Here is a 23,602-nt window from a genome sequence, read left to right as displayed (position 1 = left end):
TGTAGTCGTGACCGCATCAAATGACGACCCGGATCAGGCCCTGGGCGGTGTGATCCTTCCTGAAGAGGACGCTCTTCCAGAACCAAGCCGGACCGGCCACGGAAAGTTGCCCGAAAATATAGACGACGAGGTATACCAAGCAGCAGTCGAGCAGGAACGGGTCGCTGCAGGCTTGGCCGATTATGCCCCGAGTGACGTTCCGCCGGCCACGGATCCATTGCCACCTGAGGCATCGGAGGCGGCGGACTTGGCACAGCGGGGACTGATGGACGAGGACCTGGACAACCCGGAAGAAGAAAACCCCGGGAATTAGCGTCTTTCAAGCTAGGACGAGGCCCTGCAGAATTGAATCACACCCCAGTCTGACAATAGAAGCCTCGAATCGAGGGCGACGGAGGTAGCGGTGTCCAGAGAGAGAGCAATAGGCCGCTCTTTGCTGACAGCTTCTGACGTGCGGCTTCGGGGCGCTGGGGCATAGGCCTTTCGGCGTCAGTGGCGTGGCCTATCAGTAAGCGACGTTGCAATAAGGGAATCCGGGCAAGTGCCCAGGGCAAAACACTGCGCCTCGATCGTTTGCTGGAAGCAAGCCGTCGAGGCGCAGCGTCTTTAGCGGGTTGGCGTAGACAATCAGGCTTTCCGGTTCGTCCGGTGGCGGAGGTGCTGGACTGCGCTGAGGGCGAGTGCGGCGGCCAGGACCAGGTAGAGGGTGACCGTGATGGGGCTATCTACCAGGATGCCGAGATCTCCTTCGGAGACTGCCAGGGCGCGGCGGAGCTCTGTTTCGGCCATGGGTCCGAGGATCACCGCGATCAGTACTGGCGCCAGCGGGATGTTGTAGCGGCGCATGAGGAATCCGATGAGGCCGATGGCGATGAGCAGCCATAGGTCCAGGATTGCCGAGCTGACTGCGTAGACGCCGAGCATGGAGAAAACGGTGATCCCGGCGTAGAGGTAGTGCTTGGGGATGCTCAGCAGCTTGGCCCAGACGGAGGCGAATGGGATGTTGATCATCACCAGGATGACGAGGCCGACGAACAGTGAGGCGAGCAGGGCCCAGACCAGGTCGCCGCTTCGTTCGAAGAGCAGGGGACCTGGCTGCATTCCGTACTGCTGGAACGCGGCGAGCATGATCGCGGCAGTGGCCGATACGGGCAGCCCGAGGGCGAGCAGCGCTCCCATGGCAGTGCCGGCGGTAGCGTTGGCTGCTGCTTCGGGTGCGGCGAGGCCGCGGATGGAACCCGAGGTGCCGAACTCTGGATCGTTCCGTCGTTTGGCGAGCTGTTTCTCGGTGCCATAGGCGAGGAAGGTGGGGACTTCGGCGCCGCCGGCGGGGATGAGCCCGAACGGGACGCCGAAGGCGGTGCCGCGCAGCCATGCGGGCAGGGCCTTCTTGAAGTCGGCCAGACCCAGCCGGGCGCGGCCTTTGGTGTGGATTCGGGTGGCTGCGGGGTCTCGGTGGATGCGGGAGGCGACGTGGAAGACCTCGCCGAGGGCCAGGAGCCCTACGGTGATGACGATGACGGAGATCCCGTCGAAGAGTTGGGGCATGCCGAGGGTGAATCGGGCGGTGCCGCTGGGGCCGTCTATGCCGACGAGGGCCAGGGCGAGGCCGATGCCGAGGGCGGCGATGCCGCGGATCACGGATTCGGAGACGACGGCGGAGATGGCCAGGAAGGCAAATACTGCCAGTGCGAAGTATTCGGCTGGGCCGAAGACGGTGGCCATCTTGACCAGGGTTGGTGCGAAGAAGACCACGAGGGTGGTGGCGATCAGTCCGCCGATGAAGGCGCCGATTGCGCAGGTGGCGAGTGCTTTGGCGGCCTGGCCGCTTTTGGCCATGCGGTGGCCTTCAAAGGTCGAGGCTATGGCGGAGGAGTGGCCGGGGGTGTTGAGGAGGATTCCGGAGGTGGAGTCGCCGAAGAGTCCGCCGAAGTAGATGCCGGCGAACATGATGAAGGCTGCAGTTGGCTCGAGTGAAAAGGTGATGGGCAGCAGCAGCGCCACGGCCATTGCAGAGCCCAGTCCCGGGACGACGCCGACGGCGGTACCCAGGAGGGCGCCGATCAGTACCCAGAGGAGGTTCATGGGGGTCAGGGCGTTGGCGAAGCCGCCCATGAGTAGTTCGAGTTGTTCCATTAGAGAATCGCTCCTATGAAGCCGGAGGGCAGGCTGAGGCCCAGGGCGGCGCCGAAGGCCAGTTGAATGATTGCGGAGAAGAGCAGGCCGACGCCGATGTCGAAGATCCGGCGACGGCTGCCGAGGGCGTAGGCGACGAGCCAGAACAGTGCAGCGGCGCTGATGATCCAGCCCAGGGGTTCCAGCAGTGCGACGAAGGCGATGACGCTGCCGAGCAGCAGGCCGACGGTGCGCCAATCGGAATAGGTCTTCCACGTCTTGCCCTGGGCTGGAGATGGCATGGCGTCATACGCCGCGTCTTCTTCCTTCCCAAGATGCCCGAGGTCGTGGAGCATGTCTGGGGAGAACTGGCCGTGTCCGGGGTGGATGGTGTTGTCCGGGACGTTCGGTCGGCGGAGGATTTGGATGGCCAGCAGCGTGGCTGCCAGGTACAGGACGATGCATACCAGGATGGGGAAGAATTGCGGCCCCGGGGAAGATTTGCCCTGCACGTGCATTGTCGCGGTGCCGATGGTGAGGGAGATGGCCACTGCGTAGAGCACGGCTACGACGATGAGTTCACTGCGGCCTGTTCCGAAGCTGGACTTTGGTTTGCCGTTTGGCTCCGTGGCGGATCCTGCTTCGGATTGGTGCTGGGTGATGCTCATAGGCCGAGGTCCTTTACGATTTCTTGGGCCGTTGCAACTTCGTTGGTGATGAACTGCTCGAATTCTTCGCCGGTGGAGAATGTGTCCGTCCAGCTGTTGCGCTTCAGGGCTTCCTGCCAGTGCTGGGTGCTGCGCATCTCGGTGACGATCTTGATGAATTCCGCTTTTGCTTCGTCGGTGGTTCCGGGTGCGGCGACGAATCCGCGCCAGTTGGACATGGCCGCGTCAACGCCCTGTTCCTTGAAGGTGGGGACGTCCACGCCGTCAAGCCGTTCCTCCGATGAGATGGCAAGGGCCCGGAGAGTGCCGGCTTCGATCTGGTCCCTGACCTCGTTGTAGCCGGACATCCCGGCGGCGGTCGTGTGGGACAGCAGGGAAGTGAGTGCTTCGCCGCCTCCGGAGTAGGCGATGTAGTTCACGTCTTTGGGGTCGATGCCCACGGTCTTGGCGACCATGGCGCTGAGGAGATGGTCGATCGAGCCCAGGGAGCCGCCGCCGATCGAGGTTCCTCCGGGGTCTTTCTTCCAGGCTTCGAGGAAATCACTGAACGTCTTGAACGTGGAGTCGGCGGGCACCACCAGGGCTGCGTAGTCATCGGCCATACGGGCAATGGGAACGACGTCTGCCATGGACTCGGGGTTGTCGCCGAGCTCGATGGCCCCCACCATGACTCCGCCGGTGACCAGGAGGGCATCTTCACGTCCCGGGGTCTGGACGAACTGGCTCAGCCCGATTGTTCCGCCTGCTCCGGGGACGTTGACCACCTGTGGGTTGTTGACCACGCCGCCGCTTTTGAGTGCCTGCTGTCCTTCTCGGGCGAAACTGTCCCAACCCCCGCCCGGTGCTGCCGGTGCGATCAGGGTGAGCTTGTTTCTCGCGGTGCTCGTTCCGCTGGCAGTGCCGGCATTGATGAACGCAAGCGCGGCCACGACGGCTACGACCAGGCCGAAGATGGCATTGCGTAGAGGGAATTTCATAGTTCTCGTTCCGTAACGACGTTGTTGGGCGGTGCGAAAAGTAGTGTGCCGGTTGGACTCGTCCGCTCGAGGAAGCAGTTGGCAAGCAACCGAGTATCCATCGGCATACCTTTGTACACAATGAAATACAGTTATACCTGTAATGACTGTCACCAGCAAGCCCCGACCAACAAAGGCAGGGGTTGCAAGGCTGCATACCACTGTATACAGTTGGATTCACTGAGCCACTGAAAGGACTTACGGATGTCTATTGGTAATGAAGCCAAGCCCGCGAGCACGGACAAAGTCGACGTGATCGTGGTGGGCGGCGGAAACGCTGGATTTACGGCAGCGCACGCAGCCGCTGTCCGGGGGCGGAAAGTTGTTCTGCTCGAGAAAGGCCATGAGGACATGGCGGGCGGGAACAGCTTTTACACGGCCGGCGCTACGCGCATCGCCCACAGCGGCCTGGCTGATCTGCTGGAGTGGGTGGAACCGGACGAGCGGCACAGCCGCACTGAAGTGCCGCCCTACTCTGCGGATGAATACGCCGCCGACCTCGCCAAGGTCACCGAAGGCCGAAACGACCCGGACCTGACGAAGGTTCTGGTCGAGGAATCCCAGCCCACGTTGCGCTGGCTGAACAGCCTGGGCCTGAAGTACCGCCTGATGTACGAACGCCAGGCCTTTGAACGCCCCGACGGCTCCTACCTCTTCTGGGGCGGACTCCACGTCGGCAACGTCGGCGGTGGTGAAGGGCTGATCGAAGACCATACGCGGGTCGCCGCTGAACTCGGCATAGATGTCCGGTACGGTCACGCGGCGAAAAGCCTCATCGTCGAGGACGGCCGTATCGTTGGAGTCATCGCGGGCTCACCTTCGGGCGAGTTGGAGTTGCGCGCCGAATCGGTCATTCTCACGGCAGGGGGTTTCGAAGCCGATCCTCAACTGCGCAGGGAACACCTGGGCGAAGGCTGGGAAAACGCCAAAGTCAGGGGAACGCCGAACAACACCGGCGACATGATCGCCGCTGCTCTTGAGATCGGGGCAGCACGAGGAGGCGACTGGGCAACGTGCCACAGCGTTCAGTGGGATGCCTTCACCGCCACCAACGAGAGCAACCGTGAACTCACCAACCGGCTGACCCGCCAAAGCTACCCGTTCGGAATTATCGTCAACACCGACGGCGAACGGTTCCTGGATGAAGGCGCGGACTTCAGGAACTACACCTACGCGAAGTACGGCGCCGAGATCCTGAAGCAGCCCGGATCAGTGGCCTACCAGATCTTTGACGCCACCCTCCGGCCCATGCTGCGCACCGAAGAGTACGACATGCCAGGCATATCCGTGGAAGTGGCCGACACCCTCGAAGAGCTGGCGGCCAAGCTCGGCATCGATCCCGAACGGCTCTCAAAGACCGTCAGTGACTTCAACAACTCCATCGATCGCAGCATCAGTTTCGATCCCAACATCAAAGACGGTCGCGCCGCTGCCACAGAGCCGGTAAAGAGCAACTGGGCAGCACCCATCGAAACCGGACCGTACTACGCCTACGGCGTCACCTGCGGGATCACCTTCACCTTCGGTGGCATCAAATCAGACACCCACGGCCGCGTTCTCGACGGCAACGGAAACCACATCCAAGGCCTCTACGTGGCAGGCGAAATGCTCGGCGGCCTGTTCAGCGCCAACTATCCAGGAGGCAGCGGCCTAGCTGCCGGCTGCGTCTTCGGGCGGCGCGCAGGAACGCTGGCGTAAAGTTTCCTTCGACCGCCCCGGCGGCACGAAACAAACCCAGCCCATCATTACAAGGACAACCAAGTGACGGATAGAGCATCAACCCAACGAGCGGATGGCGAAAGCATCTTCCTGACACTGCGGGGCGAAATCCTGTCCGGAGTCCATCAGCCCGGCACAGCAATACGTGAAACTTCATTGGCTGAACGCTTTGGCGTCTCCCGGACCCCAGTCCGGGAGGCGCTGTCCCGCCTCCAGCACGAGCGCCTCCTTGAAAAAGCCGCCAGAGGGTTGCAGGTCCCCCAGGTAGACCCCCAACAAGTCATTCAAATCTATGACATGCGGATCCTCCTTGAGGAAGAAGCCGCCCGCCAAGCCGCCAAATCCCGCCAATTCCCCGACCTTATGCGCCTTGAAGCATTACTGCAGCGCGACAGGCAACTTCAGGACCCCGACGACCACACCAGAATCACCACCAACTTGGAATTCCACGCCGCAGTCTGGAACTGTGCCCACAACGCCGTCCTCCGTGACCTGCTGGACCGGCTGTCGACGCACCTCATCCACGCACCCCGCTCCACCCTCTCAACAGGAAACCGCTGGGCAGAATCCCTGGACGAGCACGAAGCCCTGATACACGCCATCGAACAACAAGACAGCGACACAGCCGGAAAAATCGCACGTCAACACATGGAAACAGCACGCGCCCTCCGACTGCAGCTACTTCGAGAAACCGCCCTGCAACATCCACTGACAACCTACCGTTCCGGCGGCTAAAAGACCTCACCTACCAACTCCGAGGACACCACTCCCGTCAGTGCGTCTCGTCGACGGAGAACGCAGAATCGACGACATCAGCACAAGGAGCCCCACCGACCGCCGGATCAAGTTCCGGCATGCGTGGGCCCTGGCCTGCATTCCATCGCAACAGGCAACCCGAAAGACGGGCGCAGGACAGGGCGCACGCGACAGAGGCGGGGCGACTGAACATGCGGCCCTGCCTCCCCTCGAGACGTCCGGCGGGGGAGAACTGTGATGCTCTGATCGTTCCGGTTGTTCTACAATCAACATACCGGGCGAACCCCCATCTTGCCCGAAGTAGCACCGCCCCCACGAAGGGAGGCGCGGCCCTATGCGCCGCAATCGTGTTATCGCTGGAACGACCGCTTTCCTCTTAGCCGTCCCTGGGCTTTTGGCCCTCAGTATTGGTGGTGGGAACACCTCCAATGGAGTGCCCCAACCAACTAGGGCTTTCGCTGCACCACCCCCACCGTCACCCAAGGCCGCTTCGCCGGGGCGTGGGGTCAGGATCGCTGCTGTCGGCGACATGAACGGCCTGCGGACGTACGCACCGAATAGCCGGTCCGGGCGGAACGGGGCGGCGATCACCAGGCTTGTGCAGAAGAACGAGATTGAAGCGTTCCTGGGGCTCGGGGACTTCCAGTACGACACCGCGTACTGCGCTGACTACGTGAAGTACTGGACGCGGCTGTGGGGTGGCACGAAACCCAAGTTGTACTGGGTGTCCGCACCCAACCATGACTGGAAGCCCGGACGGAACGAAGACCTCGACAACTTCATGAACGGCCAATGCCCGGGGTCTAAGGCGAAGGCTGCGATCAACCAGCAGCGTGGATTCATCGAGAACGGGAAGCCCTACTCGAAGGACTTCGGGAACTGGCACTTCGCGTTCCTGTCCTCCGCGCACTGGCGGTACAACCCCACGCGGGCTCGGGCGTTGACGGCGTGGCTGGACAAGGACCTCGCTGCTGCTCAGGCGGCGGGTAAACACCTGGCGGTCGTGCACCATGAACCGTACTTCACGTCGAACACGAAGGAACATAAGCGGGCCGCCGACCACAAGCCGTGGATCGACGTGATGTACAAGCACCGGGTTCGGCTGACCCTGTCAGGGTCACAGCACAACTACGAACGCTCCTGTCCGGTGAACAACAGGGACCAATGCGTCAGCGACGGGATGACAGCGTTCCAGGTATCCACGGGAGGAATTGGTCTCCGCCCCTTCACCAGCAGTCCGCCGTACATCGTGAAGCGGTTCAGCAACACCCACGGGTTCCTTCGGATGACACTCCGGGACGACGGGTCTTTCACCTGGAAGTTCGTTCCTACGACAGGGTCGGGCACGGACGCAGGTACGCGTGCAGCACCGAAATAGAAGCCACCAAGCCACTGAGGTATGCAGAGAGCATTATTTAACGGAATCTCCATTATCGGCGTTTCGGCCTGGGATCTGGGCGTTAAATACGGCATGCTTTCAGCGCGACCGTGGAAGCATGACAGCAGTTGCAGGAGACCCGGGGGTGAAGGCAGACCAGGATTCGATCCGTCTGCCCGAGCCGGTCCGGGACCTGTGCGCCGCCACCTTTACGGCGGTGAGTCACGGTGACAGCTTCAAGTCAGTCCTCGCCGACTTGTTCTGCATGTACCTTGGCCTGTTCCAGCGCGTTAACCCTGGGCCCCTGCTCCGGATCGACGGTGCTTGCAGCGTAAGTCGGCGAGCCTCTAGGCGACTAACCCCGAAACGGGCGACCTGTTGTGGCTGTCGAACGGCGTCCACCCTGGCGATGCACCGTGGGAGGCGGTGCAGGCAAAAGGCATCATGAACCTCACGTGCCTAAAATACTGACATGCCTACACGTGTTCACGAGTTTGCCTGGCCCGATCGGGTCGTCGTCGGCACCATCGGCCTTCCGGGGGGGCGCACGTTCTACCTGCAGGTGCGCGCAGGGACGCAGATCGTGAGCATTGCCCTGGAGAAGCAGCAGTCGGCCCTGCTGGCCGAGAAGATCGACGAAATTCTCGACCAGCTCCTCACTATCGAGAACAATCCCTTCAGCGTTCCCACGAGCACTCCCATTGAGCTTGTCGACAATGACCAGCTCGAGGCCGTTCAGGAGCAGTTTCGGGCCGGTGCCATGAGCTTAGGTTGGGACCCAACGACGGCGCAGGTCGTTATAGAGGCCTACCCCATCACAGATGTCGATGCTGATGACAACGACGAATCCCTTGATGAGAATGGCCCTAACGAGACCGAGATGCTGCTGGTGCGGTTGCCGGTTGGCACTGCCCGCGCATTCGCCAAGCGCACCCGTGAGGTCGTGGGCGCCGGGCGTCCGATCTGCTCGCTCTGCGGCTACCCCATAGACGCCGACGGGCACATCTGCACCGTGCCCGGGGCCGGAGGCCAGCCCCGGACCTTGTGACCGCCGAGCTGACGCTCACCACGGCCGCGTCATACGCTACGTTTCCGGGCACCATCGGCGAAGTGATGATCGTCGAATGGCAACCGGAAGCGGCTAGGCGTCGATCACCAAATCGGTCTGCGCGGTGGAGCAGCAGGGCAGGAACTTGCCTGCATCGATTTCCCGTGCCCGGATCCCGCCCTGGTGGTTCATGTCGACCTCCCCTGACAGCTTGACAACCTTGCAGGAGCCGCACATGCCCTCCTTGCAGTTCGCGCCGATCCGGACACCGGCACGCTGCGCCGGGCCCAGGATGTGTTCGTCGGGATCGATCCGCACATTAATGCCGGTGCGCATGAAGGACAGGGTGAGGCTCCCCGTTCCCACGGTCTCGAAGCTGGCGGCATCGGGGGCGCTGGTTTCCGGTGCGGCGCCAGCAGCTTCCGTGGAGGCAGCAGCGTCGGGGTTGACCGCTTCCAGCGGCAGCCCGGAAGCCTCCAGGGTTCCATCCTCGTCGTAGCCGGGTTCGTACATACCGAACGCGGCGGGTTGGCTTTCGTAGTAGTCCTCGGCGGAATCGGCGATTTCCTCAGCGATTTCTTCGGCAATGTCCGCTGCAAGCGCGAGCTCCGCCTGGTATTCAAGGAGCGTCTGCCGGTCACCCGAGAAGAACTCCATGTAGATGGAGGTATCGTCGACGCCCACCTTCTTCAGCAGCTCGGTAGCGGTGTTCAGGTACCCTTCTGGGCCACAGGCGTACACCTGCCGGCCGTTGGCGTCGGGGGCCACCTCCTCGATCATCGCCGAGGACAGCCGTCCACTGAAGCCCTCCCAATCCTCCGGCCTGCCGCGGTCGCCCAGGGCGTAGAAGACCTTGACGCGCGAGTCCACGGAAGCGATGTACGCCAGCTCCCGGTGGAAAGCAAAACCTCCGGCTTCCGCACCATGGTAGAGGACGACCACGTCGGCGGTTCCGGGCAGGCAATGGATGGTCCGCAGCATCGACATGACGGGGGTGATGCCCGCACCGGCGGCGAGGAAAAGGTACCGCGCACGCCGGTCTGCATCAGGAAGGTGGAATGCCCCCACGGGGCCCAGCATGTCCAGGACCGTTCCGGGCCTGACGTTCTCGTGCACCCACGGTGAAACCAGTCCGCCGGAGTCGCGTTTGACCGTGACGCTGAAGGTCCAGGGTTCCGTGGGCGAGCTGGACAGCGAGTAGCTGCGGTCCACCGGATCCTGGTCTTCGCCGTTCACCGGGAAGGCAATGTTCACGTACTGGCCCGCACGGAACGCCAGGGGAGCCCCGTCGCAGCGACGGAACACGAACGTCATCATGCCCCCCGCTTCGGGAACGGTCTCGACGCATTCAGCCATGAACTCCTGTGGATGCCAGGGCCCCAGGGCGCGTGCGGCGCCGGCGGGTCCCTCCGTGCTGCCCATCACCCTGTTCCACGGCATCTCCAGGCCGCGGATGCGCTGCGGCTCCTGGACTGCCGCCGTTTCAGTGAGGAGCTCAATCATGCCAAGTGCTCCTGCACCCGCTGCACGTACCAGTTGATGAAGGCCTCCACCTGGTATTCGCTCTTCATGTAGGGGCCGGGCTCGTAGGCGGGGCTGGCGGCGCCCTTCTGGCAGAGTTCCACGAACGCCTTGTCCTGCAGGTTGGTCTGCTTCCAAGTGTAGGTGAGCTTCTCGAGGTCGTAGTCGACGCCTTCCTCGGCGTCGTCGGCCACTAGCCACGTGGTGCGGACCAGGGACTGGTGTTCGTTGATGGGGAAGACTCCGAATGTGATGACGTGGTCGCCAAGGAAGTGGAACCAGCTGTTGGGCTGCAGGTGCATTGAGCAGCGGCCCAGGCGGAAGTCGCGCAGGTCCCCGAGCAGCTTCTTGGACAGCCGGCGCCCGTCGGCGGAGAAGGATTCGCCTTCTCCGTCCAGGGATTCCCGGGAGATGCGGATACCCGCGATGCGCGTGTCCAGCTCCTCGACAACCTCGTAGGGGAGGCCGTAGCGGCGGCACCGCTCCTCGAGCGAGGACTGCGCTTCCTTGTTGCGGTCCCACACCTCCTCGAGGTGGGTGGGGATCAGGCCTTCCGTCAGGCCCCAAGTGGGGAAGAGGGAGCAGGCGAGTTCCGGGTGCCCGTCGCAGTGGTAGCACTCACGGTTGTTCTCCATGACGAGCTTCCAGTTGCCCTCTTCGATGATGTTCTGCTGGTAGGCAATCTTCGTCTTGGACAGGTCGTGCGGTGCGAGGTAGGGCTCGAAGATCTTCGAGGTCTCGTCGAAGTCGGTGGGCGGTTCGTCAGCGATGCAGACGAAGATGAGTCCGGCAACCTCACGGCTGTGGGCCCGCTTGAGGGCGAAGCAGTTCTTGTCGAACTTGGCTTCGCCGGGTGCGGAGGCGTGGATCAGGTTGCCCTCGGGGGAATAGGTCCAGGAGTGGTAGCCGCAAACGAGGTTTCCGGTGGAACCGGCACTTTCGGTCAGGACGCGGGCACCGCGGTGGCGGCAGACGTTGTGTAGGACGTTGACGCCGCCGTCGTCGTTGCGCAGCACGATCAGGGAGTAGGGGCCGTAGTCGACCGTAATGTAGTCGCCTGGCTCGGGCAGCTCGGCAACGCTGCCGGCAAAGATCCAGTGCTGGCCGAAGATGGCCTCCATGTCGATCTTGAAGATCGTCGGATCGGTGTAGAAGGGCGCATCCAGGGAATATCCCGTGCGCCGGAACTCGAACAACGTGGCGATTTCCGCCAGCTGCTCGGCAGGCAATGATGAAGCGAGTTTTCCGCGTGCACTGAGGGGCACGTTCACTGGAGCAGACATGTATTTCCTCCGGGAGGGGCTGAGTAGGGCGCCATTCGTGGAGACCACGGCTCTGTGGGCGCAACCGGCGTTGCTGGAAAGGTTATAGGCAAGATTACGGACAGCGGAGATGCAACAAAAGCGCAACATCTAGCAGATTATTGTGCATAATGATTGCATGATCGATCCTCGGCTCCTAACACTTCGGGTGTTCGCAAGGTGCGGCACCGTTGGCGCAACCGCGGAGCTCACGGGTTATTCACCCTCCGCCGTCTCCGCCCAACTAAGGGAGCTCCAGCGCGTGCTGGGAATGCAGCTGCTGACGAAGGACGGCCGGGGCGTGCGGCTGACAGCCACGGGGCGCTTTCTCGTGGCGGGCTCGGACGCCCTTATTGCTGAATGGGAGAGCTTGCGCGCCGCGGCCCTGGAGGCCGGCGACCAGGTGCCGTCCCGTTTCGGCCTCGGCGGCTTCTCCACGGCGGCCGCCCAGTTGCTCGCGCCGCTGGCCGCCACCCTGCGCTCAACACGCCCCCTGCTGCAGGTGCAGGTAATCGAGGCCAACCCGGCACGCTGCTTCGACTTGTTGGTTGCCGAACGAATCGACCTGGCGGTCATCGTCGCCATGCAATCCGACACCTATGTTGAGGACGATACGCGCTTCGAGCAGACCGTCCTGCTCGACGATCCCCTGGACGTGATCATCCCCTCCGACCATCCGTTGGCATCGCGGGAAACGGTGACGCTCGAAGAGCTGGCGTCGGAACCCTGGATCACCGAGGCCGCCGGTTCCACCTACCATTCCCTATTTACCGCGGCGTTCACCGCAGTCGGGGTGACGCCGCGGATTGCCCATGAGGCGATTGAATGGGAAACCCAGATCGCCTTCGTTGGTGCAGGGCTGGGCGTGGGCCTGCTGCCACGGCTGGCGCCCCTGGGAAGTGCCGAAAACGTTGTTCGACTGCGCATTACCGGCAAGGGGAAACCCGCACGCCGCATTGTCGCTGCGGTGCGCAGCGGCAGCATCGCATCGCCCCTGATCCAAGAGTCGCTCGGCATCCTTCAGGTCAGGGCTAATCGGATCCTCACCGCCCGACCCGAAGACGACCTCTGAAATCGCATGGCCGCGATCCCGGCCGACGGGCAAGCAGGTCCAGAAAGTCGTCCGAGGCGAAGCCCGGCAGTTCGCGTCGTGCAGGCGCCCCGCCAGTACCCACGGGGCGCCTGCTTTGGAATCGACGCGGGCGCTCAGGACAGTGCGCCCGCAAGGTGGCCGGTGGTGAGGGGCAAGCGCTGCCCGTTGATCTGTTCTGCCTCCAGGTGGAAGATCTGCTCTACAGCATCGGCAAGGACCCTGACATCCGTGAACCCCGGGAATTTCCGTTCCGGCTGGGCTGCGCGCATGCGGTCATCGACCAAAGCCTTGACCACGAAGACCAGGGCGGCTGAGTGCTGAGCGGAGATGGGGCTGTCTTTTTCTCCCTGCAGTTGCCGGAATCCGTCGGCAATGGCCAGGGTCCATGCCTCGGCGGCGGACTTGACGGCAGCATAGGAGGCACCCTCCGCCGTCGGTGAGGAAGCCGACTGCGCGGAAACGATAGCCAGGCGGCCCACAGGGGAGGTAGCCAAATCATCGTAAAACGCGCGGCTGGTGTTCCGCAGGGTGGTGAGGACGCTGGTGTGCAGGAAGTCCCAGTCTTCGTCCGTCTGGCCCTTAATGCCTGCACCGCCGCGCCACCCTCCTACAAGATGGATGAGGCCATCCACGGGACCCAGATTGTTTCGGACGGACTGCGCCAAGTCTTGGACGGCTTGCAGATCCGCGAGGTTGCAGACGTAGCCTGTGACGTTCTCGTAGGCGCCGGAGAGCTCCTGCACCCGGTCCTCAAGAATGTCCACGACGGCTACGCGTGCCCCTGCCTGCGAGAGGGTGCGGACCACCGTGACGCCGGCAGCGCTTGTGGAACCGGCGACGACGACGGTAAGTCCCGACAGATCCTCGCTCATGCGCCTGCCTCGCCCTCAGTCTTCACAGTGCTCTTACCGGTGATCCCGGCAGTTGATTCAATGATTGGGCGCATCTTCTTCTCCAGTGCCTCGTAGAACATTGACAGGGGAAACTCGTCATCGAGGACCTGGTCCGTCAGTCCCCGGGGAGGGCCGTCGAGCGGAAGGGCGTCCGGTCCCTTGGCCCAGACGGAGGACGGGTTGGGGGAGAGGGTTTCCGAGACGAGCCCATAGGCAGCCAGCCAGTGTGCGGTCTTCGGCCGGTCAATCGAACGCCAGTAGAGTTCCTCGATGCGTACGCCCAGTTCGACGACGACGCCGGCGGCGTCCTTCCAGTCGATGCTCAACTTTCCGTCGGTCCAGTGCAGGACCCGGTGCTGGTGCATCCAGGCGAACAGCAACTGGCCGCCCACGGCGTCATAGTTGCGGACCCGATTCCCGGTGATCGCGAAGCGGAAAATGCGATCGAAGATCACGGCGTACTGGACCAGCTTGGCGTGCTTGCGGGCGTCCTCGGAAGCCGTTTCGTCCCGCTCGATGAGTACTGATTCGCGGAAGGCAGTCAGGTCACAGCGAAGCTCCTCGAGGGAGTACAGGAAGTATGGCATCCGCTGCTTGATCATGAACGGGTCAAAGGGCAGGTCACCGCGCATGTGGGTCCGGTCATGGATCAGATCCCACATCACGAAGGTCTTCTCCGAGAGGTGTTGGTCCTCGAGCAATTCGGCGGCGTCATGCGGCAGGTCCAGCGAAGTGATGTCGGCAGCAGCTTTCAGGACACGGCGGAAACGGGCAGCTTCGCGGTCCGCGAAGATGCCTCCCCAGGTGAACGAGGGGGTGCTGCGGACGGCTACGCTCTCCGGGAAGAGCACTGCGGAGTTCGTGTCATAGCCAGGCGTGAAATCGGCGAAGCTGATGGGGACGAACAGCTTGTTGGAGTAGTTTCCTGCCTCCAGTTCAGCGACGAAGGAAGGCCAAATAACCTCGATGAGGACGGCCTCGAAATAGCGGTTGGTGCTGCCGTTCTGCGTGTACATGGGGAACACAACCAAGTGCGGCAGCCCGTCGATGCGCCACTGCTCGGGGTGGAAGGCCACCAATGAGTTGAGGAAATCAGGTACGACGAAGCCCCCGGACTCCCACCGCTGGAAGTCCTGCACGAGCAGTTCGAGGTATTCCGTGTCGTGGGGAAGGTGCGGACGCAGGTCGTTGATCGAGCCGGTAATGATGCTGACATTCCGGCGGGCCTGGTCGTGGTCAGCGGGTTCCGGAACGGAACCGTCCTGCGCTTGAACCTGCTGCAGTCCTATGACGGCTGCCTTGAGAGCCTGCCATGCCGGGAGCGCCTTGAGGTCTTCTGCCCGGGTGGTCGTCACTTCGGGGCTTGCGGTGACAGACATGTCTTCCTTCCGTTGAGGGGTCCCGAAGAACGTAGCAATGGGTAAGCATGCATGATGAGTTTTTTCTCCATACATAAGAAACTCTTATGCTCGGGCCGTCGCTTTCCGGGCCTATTCGTAAGACTTCAGGCATTCGCCGGGCAACATTCGCTTCGTCAGAGGGCTCATTCTTTCCATGTGTTAGCTTGATCACCGTCCTTCCCGGCCGGGCCCGCCGGAAAGTTCAATCCACTGCAGCTACCTTCCCGGAGGCACCATGGGACTCAACTCCCTCACGCAAACAACTTCCACTGCAATCAATGACGATGCAGTGGCACGACCCGGATACGCCCCAGGCACAGGCACAGGCACAGGGGCAGGTCACGCCCCCAAGGAAACCGCCAACGAACTCAAGCGCGGGCTAAGCAGCCGCCACCTGCAGATGATCGCCATAGGCGGTGCGATCGGTACCGGGCTCTTCGTGGCCTCGGGCGGCACCATTTCCCAGGCGGGCCCCGGCGGTGCGTTGGCCGCCTACGCGCTGGTCGGACTGATGGTATTCCTGTTGATGCAGTCACTGGGCGAAATGTCGGCCAAAATTCCTGTCGCCGGCTCCTTCCAGTCCTTTGCCACCCGATTTGTCTCCCCGTCCTTTGGGTTCGCGATCGGCTGGAACTATTGGTTCAACTGGGCCATCACAGTGGCTGCCGAGCTGGTCGCGGCCGGAATCATCATGGACTTCTGGTTCCCGGGGGTCCCCGGCTGGGTCTGGGCCGGAATTTTTCTGCTGGTGTTGGCGGGCCTCAACGCCCTCTCGGCGAAGTCCTTTGGTGAATCTGAGTTCTGGCTCTCCCTCATCAAGGTCACCGCAGTGGTGCTCTTCCTGATCGCCGGAGTGCTGATGATCTCCGGCATCCTTGGGGGCAACTCCCCGGGACTGAGTAACTGGGAAAACCGCGATGATGTGTTCCATGGGGGATGGGTCTCGATCATCTCGGTCTTCATGATTGCCGGGTTCTCCTTCCAGGGCACCGAGCTGGTGGGCGTGGCCGCAGGCGAAGCCAAAAACCCGCGTCGGGAAGTGCCGAAAGCTATCCGCACTGTCTTCTGGCGAATCATGCTTTTCTACATTGGTGCCATCTTTATCATCGGCTGCCTGATCCCTTTCTCGGATCCGAGCCTGCTGGCCTCCGGCGAGGCCGATGTTGCAGCCTCGCCCTTTACCCTGGTCTTCTCGCGCGCCGGCATCGCCTTCGCGGCGGCCCTCATGAACGCGGTGATCCTGACCGCCATCCTGTCCGCGGGCAACTCCGGACTCTATGCCTCCACCCGGATGCTTTACGCCATGGCACATGACGGGATGGCGCCGAAGATCTTCGGCCGAACCAATACACGTGGCGTGCCGATCCCGGCGCTGCTGGCGACGGCGGCCGTGGGACTCTTCGGGTTCGTCTCCGCGATCGTCGGTCAGGGCGCGGCCTACTCCTGGCTGCTGAACATGTCAGGCCTGTGCGGGTTCATCGTCTGGGCGGGGATCGCGGTCTCCCACTACCGTTTCAGGCGGGGCTTTCTCGCCCAGGGGAACAAGCTCAGCGACCTGCCGTACAAAGCGTCCCTTTTCCCCATTGGCCCACTGCTGGCCTTCGCCCTGCTGGTCCTTGTGATCGCGGGACAGAACTACGAGGCTGTGCTTGCCGGGAGGGTGATGGAGGTGCTTTCGTCCTACATCGGGTTGCCGGTCTTCATTGTCCTATGGCTGTCTCACCGATTCATCACCAAGTCCAAAGTGGTGCCGCTGCTCGAGATGGATCTCGCGGCACCCAAGGACGTGGAGGACGAAGCTAGCGCCGGCGCCCGGTGACCATGCTGCCGCTGGGCTGCCCCACACATTGATCGGGAAACAGGGAAGCCGGGTGCGACCTGCGCCCGGCTTCCCTGTTTCCGTAGAGGTCAATCGCAGCGGCAAGCTACACCCGCGAGGACCTGCCGCGGACGAAGTGGAAGATCAGGACCACCACGGCTATAACCAAAAGCAGGTGAATTAACCCGCCGCCGATGTTGCCGAGCAGGCCGAGCAGCCAGAGAACCGCGATAATGATGGCTATCCAAAGCAACATGACAGTCTCCTTTGTTTGTCGAGGATGGAAACGCTGATTCCGCGTCCCAGCCGCTCCATCGGTGGTGCTTCCACACTATGCCTGGATCAGGCGGCCGGAAATAGCCACACCCCGCCTATTTGTCCAGATAACTCCGGACAAATAGGGAAAAGCTCACGACGTCGACCGCGTGTCGAAGGCCGCAGCCGATTCGCGCAGAAGGCGGGCCACGGTGTCCACAGGCAGGCTGGCTGACCGTCGCCGGTCGAACCGTCGGAGAACGATGCGCCGCGTACCCAGCCCGGGGACGTCCAGGACATCCACCCCGTCCTGGACGAGGCCGGTCAACGCCAGGGTGGGCACGATGGCGACCCCCTCACCCGCCGCGACGAGTGCGAGAGCGGTCAGCGTGTCCTGGTACTGATGGACGGTCTCCAACTGGGCGCCCGTTGACTCACGGAGCCGGCCGAGGACCGAAGCGTTGGCTGCTGAGGACTCGACGCCGAGCCACGGCAGTGGCAGGCGGCCAAGGTCGATGTTCTCGGTGGTAAGGAGCGCACCCGCGGGAACCACGAGTTTCCAGGGCTCGTCGAGGAGGGGTTCCTCGATCATTCCGGCGCCCAGCGAACGCTGCCCGGCCGTCGTCGTCGAATCGAGCTCGATCACGACGGCGTCGAGAGCGCGCTGCCGGAGCAGCCGCATCAAGGCTGGAAAGTCGTCCTCAATCATCCGGATCTGTAATTGCGGGTACTGGACGCGCCACTCGGGCAGGCGCGGGATCACCACCGTGCGGACAAAGCTGGTGAAGCCGCCCACTCTCACAACCCCCGCGATCTTGGCCCCGCCTTCCATCCGCGCGCGGGCGACGCTGAGTGCGCGTTCGATCTCCTCGCCGGCTTCGGCTACGGCCAGGCCGGCGGGTGTCAAAACCGAGCCCTTGGGCGTGCGCACCACCAGGGCGTGCCCCGTCTCGTCCTCCAACTTAGTGAGTTGCTGGGACACAGCGGAGGGCGAAATTCCCAGTTCGTCAGCAGCGGCGAGCACCCCGCCTGTGCGGGCAACCGCAAGAAGAACTCGCAGCCGGCGCGGATCAATATCCATGTTAAGTAGTTCTAAACCATGTCTTCAGCGGAATGCAATTGATCTAAAGACCCTTCTTACTCATAATTGCTGTTAAAAGTAGGGGTAAGAGACAGGCCGGGCGGTCCAGCGAATGACGTCCCGCCCGGACGGCTGAGCACACACAGTTCAGCGATGCCTGATCCCGTCGGCAATGGCGCCCCTTACCAACAACAACATATGGCCCGTCATCTCCACTCCGCCCGGCGGATGGCAGCGGGCATCAATCCTGAAAGGACATCATGGAACTGCTGTGGGAAATCTCCGGTTGGGCAGGCGCTGTTGCGATTCTGAGTGCGTACCTGGCTGTGTCCATGGGTTGGCTGAAGGCCGGCAAGGGCTTCCAGACCGCGAATCTCCTCGGTTCGTGCGCCTTCATTGTCAATGGTGCATTTCACGAAGCGTGGCCGTCCGTGGTCACGAACGTCGCCTGGTTCCTCATTTCCGCGGTGGCGCTGGTTCGCATGCGCTCCCAGCAGGAGACGCCGGTTGCCGCTGCTGAGCCCCAGCACGTGCAATTTCCCGGTGTCCCCGAAACCGGCCAGATGGCCATCATTGACACGACCCAGGCGCGCTGCGCCTGAGCGAAGTACGACGGCGGGACGTCCCGCCCTCATCCGCTTCAGGACAATTCCCTTATGATTTCGGTACTGCCGCTATCTAGGGAGTGACGTGCGAGGTTCATCGGTCCGGCGGAATTCCGCCGTATGGCAGGTCTGGCTCTGGCTGATCGGAGCCGGATTCGCTGTGCTCCTTGCCGGGATCGTCCTCGGACTGCAGCAGACCGGCCCGCTTTGTGGCAGCCCGCTGTTACCAGACAGCCGTGCCGCGGAGGCATTCGACGCGCTCCACCGTGGCGCCAAAGCAGCGGCGGACTGCTACCGCAGGATCGAGGCCGCCGCGGTTCCTACCTGGATCCTGATCGCGCTGGGCGTAGTCCTGGTCCTGGCGGGCGTGGCCGTGCGGATCGTCGTCATCAGCCGGACCGCGGCCTCGATTCAAAAAGCAGGCGGGACCGGTCACGGCAGCACGCCGTGAAAGCGCCGTTTACTCATGCGGAGGGTGCCGCAGTCTCCGGGGCGTCCGAGGCCGCCCGCGCATACGATGCCGAAACCTGGCGGTAGACCGGCGTCAGAAAGGCCGCCAATGCGGCCACGATCAGGATGATTCCAGCCACCAGGAACACCAGCGCGATCCCGCGGGAGGTGCCCTCGCCCAGGAGCGGGGCCAGCCGGGCTGCGCCCTCGGGGGACCGCGCCCACGGGATGATCCAGAACTGGGCGATCGGGGCAATCAGGAATGCGGTGACCGGCGCCGCAGCGGCCTCGAAGGCCATGGCAAAGCCGAACACCCGGCCCTGGCGGGGCAGGGGCACCACCTGCTGGATGACGGTCTGCTCGGCGGCCTCCACGAACGGTATGAGGACCAGGTACAGCCAGATGCCCGCGACGTACAGCCAGGCCCACTCCCGCAGTGTGAACACGGCGCCGAGGAGCCCCATTACGGCCACTGCGATGAGCAGGGTGCGCAGCGGATTGGCACCAAGCCCGAATTTGCCGATCAGTGCGCCGCCCACAATGAACCCGGTGGACCCGAGAGCGAAGACGGCCCCCCACATCTCCACGGAGAACATCTCCAGTCCGTACGGATCCATCAGCGCCATGTAGACGCCGCCGATGAAGTTGTTGAACGTGGAAAACAGGATGAGCGCGAACAGTCCGGCGATGGCAAGCACGGCAGCGAGTGAACCGCGCAGATCGAATCCGCCTTGCGCATCGGTGGCGGCCGCGCGCAGTTCCTCGGGCATGCGCAGGGTGAGCAGGTGCGCGAACGCCAGGGCCGTGAGCACCAAGGCGACAGCGATCGTCCACCCCATGCCCAGCAACCCGACGGACAGCCCGGAGAGCAGTGAGGTGACGATGAACATCAGTCCCTGCACCATGCCCACCAGCCCGTTGGCGTTGGCCCTCCGGTCCGGCTCGATGAGGATGGTGACCGTGGTGGACAGGGCAATGTTCCGCATGTTTTCCACCACCGCACCCACCAGGATGATCAGCGTGAAGATCCAGAACCAGGGCTGCGTCAGGTCCAGGATCAGGGCGGTGGGTGCCAGTAGGAACATGACCCCGGCCAGCACGAACATCACCAGGGTGAATCCGGCAGCGAAGCGCATCACGGCCAGCTTGCGGTAGCGGTCCACGAAGGTGCCGAAGCTGATGCTGGAGAGGGCGATCAACAGCATGTACACGCCGCCGACCACCCCGGTGGCGATCACGTTGCGGGTCTCCAGATACACCCAGAACGTCAGCGCGAACCAGAGGTAGCTGGTGGTGAGGTTGGCAAGGGCCGTGTTTACCAGGATCCCGGCGAAGGTCCGGGACCGCTGTTGCGGACTGCGTAGGGAGGTGTCGACGGCGTCGGGATCGGCCAGAAGCGGAGCGTCGGCGTCTTCGACCTGGGCAGGTTCCTGCTCGGTCATGCGTCCCAGTGTACTGACAGCTGAGGGGCACGGATACGGCCGGTTGCGGACGACGGCGGGACCTCCCGCCGTCGTCCGCAATCTGTCCCGCCTAGGAACCGATTGCGGGTGTGGCCCGAAAGGCGTTAGCAGCCCTGTCTGCGATAACTTGGGCGTCACTTCCGGAATCAAGGATCGTATTCCGGGCTGATTCGGAATCGACCATGACGGCCGTAACAGCGAGGCCTTCTGAAGCCTCGGTCGTCAACAAAGCGTCCACCTGAGCTTCGAAGGCGGAGCCGCTAGACGTGGCGCGGACGTCCATCGCCACCACGTGGTTGTTGGAGACGAAATTGCCAGCCCCCGCCGTCAGCCGGATGACGACGGGCGTCGCACCTGTTGGCCGGATGCTCTGTGAGTCGATGATCTGGGAGAAGTGATTGCCGATGACAGAGTTGTTGTTGCCGCTGACACAGAGAAGTCCGTTGAGGTCGTCCAGTCCGTTGTCGACTCCCAGGAACGGCGTCCAAGGCTCATGGTCACGCAGGAAGTGGTTCGTGGCCACGAGGTTTTCCGAGCTGTTCGCTGCGAGCATCACCATCCCGGGATAGAACGAATGCAAGCGGTTGTTGGTAATGCTTGAACGCGTGACGCCGTTGAGGTGGACGCTGCTTGCACCACGGGGGAAGACATTGTTCGCGGTGATCAGGAGCCCGCCGTGGTTCTCGGCGTAGATCGAATGACCCTTGAAGCCTGCCCCGACCAGGTTGTCGGTGATCTTTGATGCCTGCCCCCACCCGCGCAGCTCAATGCAGCTTCCGCATTCGGCGATGAAGTTGTCGTGAACGGAAAGCGCGTCTGCGTTGTAGATGGTGAGAGCGTTTTCGAGGTAGACGAAGCCCATTCCGTTTACGCGGAATGAGTCGTTGGCGCTCGCGACATAGATCCCGGTCTTGCCGTTGACGTAGGTGTTCTCCGGATGCTTGTCCGAGCCATCCGCGGTGAAGTGCAACCCGTCGATGCAGAAGTTGGAGAACTCGACGGAGCTGATCCGCGGGCTCCCGCTTCGCTCAACGTAGAAGGCGGCTCCCCTGGATTCCTCCCCGTCTCCGCCGGGGGGAAGGTCGACGAGGATGCGGCTCCCCCCGGGCCACAATTCATGCAAGTCGGGCCATTCGTCTTCGGGAACGTTGAACCGGATGCTCGACGACGTAAAGCCGTGTCCCGAGCCCTCGATTCGGAGGAAGCTGATGTCGATCACCACCTGCGTACGGAGGTGGTAGTCTCCGGGCGGAATGTAGATCACCGCGCCTGGCTTTCCGCCGTTGTTCGCATCGGTGACGGTTTGCCGGTCCTTGATGTCAGCGATGATGCTGTTGATTACTTCGCCGACGTCCTCGGACGGATCGCCGACGGGCCACGTCGTCACGTCGTAGCAGTTGTTGCTTGGCATATGTTCTTCCCTTTGTATTGCGGTTAGGTGAGCGTTGAGACCGCGAGCCTCAGTACTGTTGCTGAACCTCCCACAGCCGAGAGCGAGTTCTCCGGGCTTTCGGTTTCGGGGAAGATGAGATCAGTCATGACCGTCCTCCCGTCTTGCGCGAAGGCCTCCACCGAGCAATGGTCGACGACGATCAGCAACTTGAGCACGCCGTCCTCAAGGACCAGCGGGGCTGACTCCGCTGATGAGAACTTTTCGTGGAAACGCGTATTTCCTGATTGGCTGCGGTCAAGGATGAGCTGGGCGGTGGTTGTGTTGTAACTAAGAACCGTGCCCTTGCTCCTGTCACTGCTTCCGAAGAGCCGCAATTCAAGACGTTCGGCGCTTCCGGGCAGTATCTCCGCCTCAATGATTTGGGCGCTGCCGGGTACGGCCTCCGGCAACCGAAGGGCTGAATCTCGCAGCTCAAACGAGTCTGCGCCCATGTGGTCCTTGACAGGAGTCAGCTCTTCTCCTGCGCAGAGGCCGGCCAGGACCGGTTGCTGGATCAGACGGGCGGAGCCGTTGACTGCTGTGAGGCGCACTTCACGGGCGAGGGTCATCGAGGAGCGCCAGGGGGCGGTGGGCAGCTCGTTGGCGTAGTCCCAGTTGTTCATCCAGCCGATGATGATGCGCCGGTTGTCGGGGGCATCGCTGAAGGACACTGAGGCGTAGCAGTCGCGTCCCCAGTCCAGCCACAGGCACTGCTGCAAGGCTGCAGAGCGCGTCTTGGGGTCGTGGATGGACGTCACCCCTGCGGGAGCCACGAGCGAGTCGGGGTCCGGTATGAACCGGTCACCGTCGAAATGCCCGACGAAGTACTGGCCGCCGGAACCTCCCGCCACTGCCCCGGGGTTGATGTTTACGATCAGCACCCATTTGATGTGGTCCGGGTCCCCGTCCACCGCCAAGGGAAAAAGATCGGGGCACTCCCATTCGCCGCCGTCGGCGTTGGCCGGGCCGAAGTCGCTCAGAAAGTGCCAGGATTTGAGGTCTTCCGAACGGTAGAAGACCACCTTTTGGTGCTGCGCTTCGACAGCGACCATGACCCAGCAGGCACCCTGGTCCCCTTGATAGCGGAAAACTTTGGGATCGCGGAAGTTCGCGGAGTTCCTGGTGAGGACAGGGTTTCCGTCGTATTTTCGCCACGTCATTCCGGCGTCTGTGCTGTAGGCCAGAGACTGGGCCTGCGTGCCGCTGTGCTCGGACGCGGATTTGTAGGCGCTCGTGTAAATGGCTACAAGCGCAGGTGCGTCCGCCGTGCCGAAACCGGACGTGTTGCCGTGGTCGACTACCACACTCCCTGAGAAGATGTCCTCCGTCTCGTCGCAGGCAATGGCAACAGGGTGCTGCGTCCAGTGCAGCAAATCATGGGAGGTGGCGTGGCCCCAGGACATGTTGCCCCAGACGTTGCCGTACGGGTTGTTCTGGAAGAAGAGGTGGTACAGGCCGCCGTAAAAAACCAGGCCATTGGGATCGTTCAGCCAGGTATCCCTTGCCGAGAAGTGGATGGCAGGCCTGAACCTGGAGGTTCCGGCCGGGGCGGTTTCCGGGCGTGCGGCGTCAAGGCAACTGGACATGTC

General features: G+C 62.7%; 21 protein-coding genes. 9 read left to right on the top strand and 12 right to left on the bottom strand.

Annotation, left to right across the window (positions count from 1 at the left end; genetic code table 11):
- Positions 1-7 precede the first annotated feature (7 nt).
- Positions 8-313 (top strand): hypothetical protein, encoded by a 306-nt coding sequence (locus DBZ45_RS20760; RefSeq protein ID WP_111905712.1) that lies wholly within the window; start codon positions 8-10, stop codon positions 311-313.
- A 314-nt stretch (positions 314-627) separates the two neighbouring features.
- Here DBZ45_RS20760 and DBZ45_RS20755 read toward each other — a convergent pair whose 3' ends face one another.
- Genes DBZ45_RS20755 through DBZ45_RS20745 form a run of 3 tightly spaced genes read right to left on the bottom strand, consistent with a single transcriptional unit; the run spans position 628 to position 3,760 of the window.
- Complete coding sequence (locus DBZ45_RS20755) at positions 628-2,136, bottom strand: tripartite tricarboxylate transporter permease (protein ID WP_111905711.1); 1,509 nt, start codon at positions 2,134-2,136, stop codon at positions 628-630.
- A complete protein-coding gene (locus tag DBZ45_RS20750) occupies positions 2,136-2,783 on the bottom strand; it encodes a tripartite tricarboxylate transporter TctB family protein (protein WP_111905710.1) in 648 nt (215 codons plus the stop codon). The genes DBZ45_RS20755 and DBZ45_RS20750 overlap by 1 nt, the downstream gene beginning before the upstream one ends.
- Entirely contained in the window at positions 2,780-3,760 is a 981-nt protein-coding gene (locus tag DBZ45_RS20745; protein WP_111905709.1) for a Bug family tripartite tricarboxylate transporter substrate binding protein, read from the bottom strand. Before DBZ45_RS20745 ends, DBZ45_RS20750 begins: the two co-directional genes overlap by 4 nt.
- Before the next feature lie 243 nt (positions 3,761-4,003).
- On the opposite strand from DBZ45_RS20745, the gene tcuA reads away from it, so the two are divergent.
- The 4 genes from tcuA (at position 4,004) to DBZ45_RS20725 (ending at position 8,700) form a co-directional block, all read left to right on the top strand.
- Entirely contained in the window at positions 4,004-5,497 is a 1,494-nt protein-coding gene (gene tcuA, locus DBZ45_RS20740) for an FAD-dependent tricarballylate dehydrogenase TcuA (protein ID WP_111905708.1), read from the top strand.
- A 63-nt stretch (positions 5,498-5,560) separates the two neighbouring features.
- Positions 5,561-6,253, top strand: coding sequence for a GntR family transcriptional regulator (locus DBZ45_RS20735; protein WP_111905707.1), 693 nt, complete (start codon positions 5,561-5,563; stop codon positions 6,251-6,253).
- Positions 6,254-6,803: 550 nt separating this feature from the next.
- Positions 6,804-7,652 carry a hypothetical protein gene (locus tag DBZ45_RS20730; protein ID WP_223257198.1) on the top strand — a complete coding sequence of 283 codons (849 nt, stop codon included), beginning with the start codon at positions 6,804-6,806 and terminating at the stop codon, positions 7,650-7,652.
- Between the two features lie 472 nt (positions 7,653-8,124).
- The gene (locus DBZ45_RS20725; protein ID WP_111905705.1) at positions 8,125-8,700 is read left to right on the top strand and encodes a DUF3090 domain-containing protein; all 576 of its coding nucleotides are present in this window, start codon (positions 8,125-8,127) and stop codon (positions 8,698-8,700) included.
- A gap of 93 nt (positions 8,701-8,793) precedes the next feature.
- Here the strand turns inward: DBZ45_RS20725 and DBZ45_RS20720 are convergent, their stop codons facing one another.
- Both DBZ45_RS20720 and DBZ45_RS20715 read right to left on the bottom strand, forming a co-directional pair.
- Entirely contained in the window at positions 8,794-10,203 is a 1,410-nt protein-coding gene (locus tag DBZ45_RS20720; RefSeq protein ID WP_111905704.1) for a ferredoxin reductase, read from the bottom strand.
- On the bottom strand, positions 10,200-11,504 hold the full coding sequence (locus DBZ45_RS20715; RefSeq protein ID WP_111905703.1) for an aromatic ring-hydroxylating oxygenase subunit alpha: 1,305 nt from the start codon (positions 11,502-11,504) through the stop codon (positions 10,200-10,202). The genes DBZ45_RS20720 and DBZ45_RS20715 overlap by 4 nt, the downstream gene beginning before the upstream one ends.
- A gap of 157 nt (positions 11,505-11,661) precedes the next feature.
- On the opposite strand from DBZ45_RS20715, the gene DBZ45_RS20710 reads away from it, so the two are divergent.
- Complete coding sequence (locus tag DBZ45_RS20710) at positions 11,662-12,594, top strand: LysR family transcriptional regulator (RefSeq protein ID WP_111905702.1); 933 nt, start codon at positions 11,662-11,664, stop codon at positions 12,592-12,594.
- Between the two features lie 134 nt (positions 12,595-12,728).
- Here DBZ45_RS20710 and DBZ45_RS20705 read toward each other — a convergent pair whose 3' ends face one another.
- Positions 12,729-13,487: an SDR family NAD(P)-dependent oxidoreductase gene (locus DBZ45_RS20705; RefSeq protein ID WP_111905701.1), complete on the bottom strand. Its 759-nt coding sequence runs from the start codon at positions 13,485-13,487 to the stop codon at positions 12,729-12,731.
- Positions 13,484-14,887, bottom strand: a complete 1,404-nt coding sequence (locus tag DBZ45_RS20700) for a DUF6421 family protein (RefSeq protein WP_111905700.1) — start codon at positions 14,885-14,887, stop codon at positions 13,484-13,486. The genes DBZ45_RS20705 and DBZ45_RS20700 overlap by 4 nt, the downstream gene beginning before the upstream one ends.
- Before the next feature lie 256 nt (positions 14,888-15,143).
- Between DBZ45_RS20700 and DBZ45_RS20695 the strand changes: the two genes are divergently transcribed.
- On the top strand, positions 15,144-16,727 hold the full coding sequence (locus DBZ45_RS20695; RefSeq protein WP_111905699.1) for an amino acid permease: 1,584 nt from the start codon (positions 15,144-15,146) through the stop codon (positions 16,725-16,727).
- A gap of 106 nt (positions 16,728-16,833) precedes the next feature.
- On the opposite strand, the gene DBZ45_RS20690 is transcribed toward DBZ45_RS20695, so the two are convergent.
- Both DBZ45_RS20690 and DBZ45_RS20685 read right to left on the bottom strand, forming a co-directional pair.
- On the bottom strand, positions 16,834-16,983 hold the full coding sequence (locus DBZ45_RS20690) for a lmo0937 family membrane protein (RefSeq protein ID WP_104137503.1): 150 nt from the start codon (positions 16,981-16,983) through the stop codon (positions 16,834-16,836).
- A 153-nt stretch (positions 16,984-17,136) separates the two neighbouring features.
- Positions 17,137-18,063, bottom strand: coding sequence for a LysR family transcriptional regulator (locus tag DBZ45_RS20685; RefSeq protein WP_111905698.1), 927 nt, complete (start codon positions 18,061-18,063; stop codon positions 17,137-17,139).
- Between the two features lie 260 nt (positions 18,064-18,323).
- Between DBZ45_RS20685 and DBZ45_RS20680 the strand changes: the two genes are divergently transcribed.
- Positions 18,324-18,665 carry a CBU_0592 family membrane protein gene (locus tag DBZ45_RS20680; protein WP_111905697.1) on the top strand — a complete coding sequence of 114 codons (342 nt, stop codon included), beginning with the start codon at positions 18,324-18,326 and terminating at the stop codon, positions 18,663-18,665.
- A gap of 88 nt (positions 18,666-18,753) precedes the next feature.
- A complete protein-coding gene (locus DBZ45_RS20675; protein ID WP_111905696.1) occupies positions 18,754-19,119 on the top strand; it encodes a hypothetical protein in 366 nt (121 codons plus the stop codon).
- A gap of 13 nt (positions 19,120-19,132) precedes the next feature.
- Here DBZ45_RS20675 and DBZ45_RS20670 read toward each other — a convergent pair whose 3' ends face one another.
- From DBZ45_RS20670 to DBZ45_RS20660, 3 genes are all read right to left on the bottom strand, one after another.
- The gene (locus DBZ45_RS20670; RefSeq protein WP_190243213.1) at positions 19,133-20,560 is read right to left on the bottom strand and encodes an MFS transporter; all 1,428 of its coding nucleotides are present in this window, start codon (positions 20,558-20,560) and stop codon (positions 19,133-19,135) included.
- A 91-nt stretch (positions 20,561-20,651) separates the two neighbouring features.
- Positions 20,652-21,992, bottom strand: a complete 1,341-nt coding sequence (locus tag DBZ45_RS20665; RefSeq protein WP_111905695.1) for a right-handed parallel beta-helix repeat-containing protein — start codon at positions 21,990-21,992, stop codon at positions 20,652-20,654.
- 23 nt (positions 21,993-22,015) lie between these two features.
- On the bottom strand, positions 22,016-23,599 hold the full coding sequence (locus DBZ45_RS20660) for a glycoside hydrolase family 32 protein (protein WP_111905694.1): 1,584 nt from the start codon (positions 23,597-23,599) through the stop codon (positions 22,016-22,018).
- Between the last annotated feature and the right edge of the window lie 3 nt (positions 23,600-23,602).

It is taken from the genome of Arthrobacter globiformis, from assembly GCF_003261175.1.
GTDB classification, from domain to species: Bacteria; Actinomycetota; Actinomycetes; order Actinomycetales; family Micrococcaceae; genus Arthrobacter; species Arthrobacter globiformis_A.
The sequence above is the reverse complement of the archived record's forward strand: the minus strand, read 5'-3'. Positions and strand labels throughout refer to the sequence as shown.

Bases quoted from the DNA above. Each gene is read 5' to 3' on its own strand.
- DBZ45_RS20705 (WP_111905701.1), bottom strand. From the start codon at position 13,487: ATGAGCGAGGATCTGTCGGGACTTACCGTCGTCGTCGCCGGTTCCACA.
- DBZ45_RS20725 (WP_111905705.1), top strand. From the start codon at position 8,125: ATGCCTACACGTGTTCACGAGTTTGCCTGGCCCGATCGGGTCGTCGTC.
- DBZ45_RS20755 (WP_111905711.1), bottom strand. From the start codon at position 2,136: ATGGAACAACTCGAACTACTCATGGGCGGCTTCGCCAACGCCCTGACC.
- DBZ45_RS20700 (WP_111905700.1), bottom strand. From the start codon at position 14,887: ATGTCTGTCACCGCAAGCCCCGAAGTGACGACCACCCGGGCAGAAGAC.
- DBZ45_RS20710 (WP_111905702.1), top strand. From the start codon at position 11,662: ATGATCGATCCTCGGCTCCTAACACTTCGGGTGTTCGCAAGGTGCGGC.
- DBZ45_RS20680 (WP_111905697.1), top strand. From the start codon at position 18,324: ATGGAACTGCTGTGGGAAATCTCCGGTTGGGCAGGCGCTGTTGCGATT.
- tcuA (WP_111905708.1), top strand. From the start codon at position 4,004: ATGTCTATTGGTAATGAAGCCAAGCCCGCGAGCACGGACAAAGTCGAC.
- DBZ45_RS20720 (WP_111905704.1), bottom strand. From the start codon at position 10,203: ATGATTGAGCTCCTCACTGAAACGGCGGCAGTCCAGGAGCCGCAGCGC.
- DBZ45_RS20665 (WP_111905695.1), bottom strand. From the start codon at position 21,992: ATGCCAAGCAACAACTGCTACGACGTGACGACGTGGCCCGTCGGCGAT.
- DBZ45_RS20745 (WP_111905709.1), bottom strand. From the start codon at position 3,760: ATGAAATTCCCTCTACGCAATGCCATCTTCGGCCTGGTCGTAGCCGTC.
- DBZ45_RS20660 (WP_111905694.1), bottom strand. From the start codon at position 23,599: ATGTCCAGTTGCCTTGACGCCGCACGCCCGGAAACCGCCCCGGCCGGA.
- DBZ45_RS20690 (WP_104137503.1), bottom strand. From the start codon at position 16,983: ATGTTGCTTTGGATAGCCATCATTATCGCGGTTCTCTGGCTGCTCGGC.
- DBZ45_RS20685 (WP_111905698.1), bottom strand. From the start codon at position 18,063: ATGGATATTGATCCGCGCCGGCTGCGAGTTCTTCTTGCGGTTGCCCGC.
- DBZ45_RS20670 (WP_190243213.1), bottom strand. From the start codon at position 20,560: ATGACCGAGCAGGAACCTGCCCAGGTCGAAGACGCCGACGCTCCGCTT.
- DBZ45_RS20695 (WP_111905699.1), top strand. From the start codon at position 15,144: ATGGGACTCAACTCCCTCACGCAAACAACTTCCACTGCAATCAATGAC.
- DBZ45_RS20715 (WP_111905703.1), bottom strand. From the start codon at position 11,504: ATGTCTGCTCCAGTGAACGTGCCCCTCAGTGCACGCGGAAAACTCGCT.
- DBZ45_RS20750 (WP_111905710.1), bottom strand. From the start codon at position 2,783: ATGAGCATCACCCAGCACCAATCCGAAGCAGGATCCGCCACGGAGCCA.
- DBZ45_RS20730 (WP_223257198.1), top strand. From the start codon at position 6,804: ATGAACGGCCTGCGGACGTACGCACCGAATAGCCGGTCCGGGCGGAAC.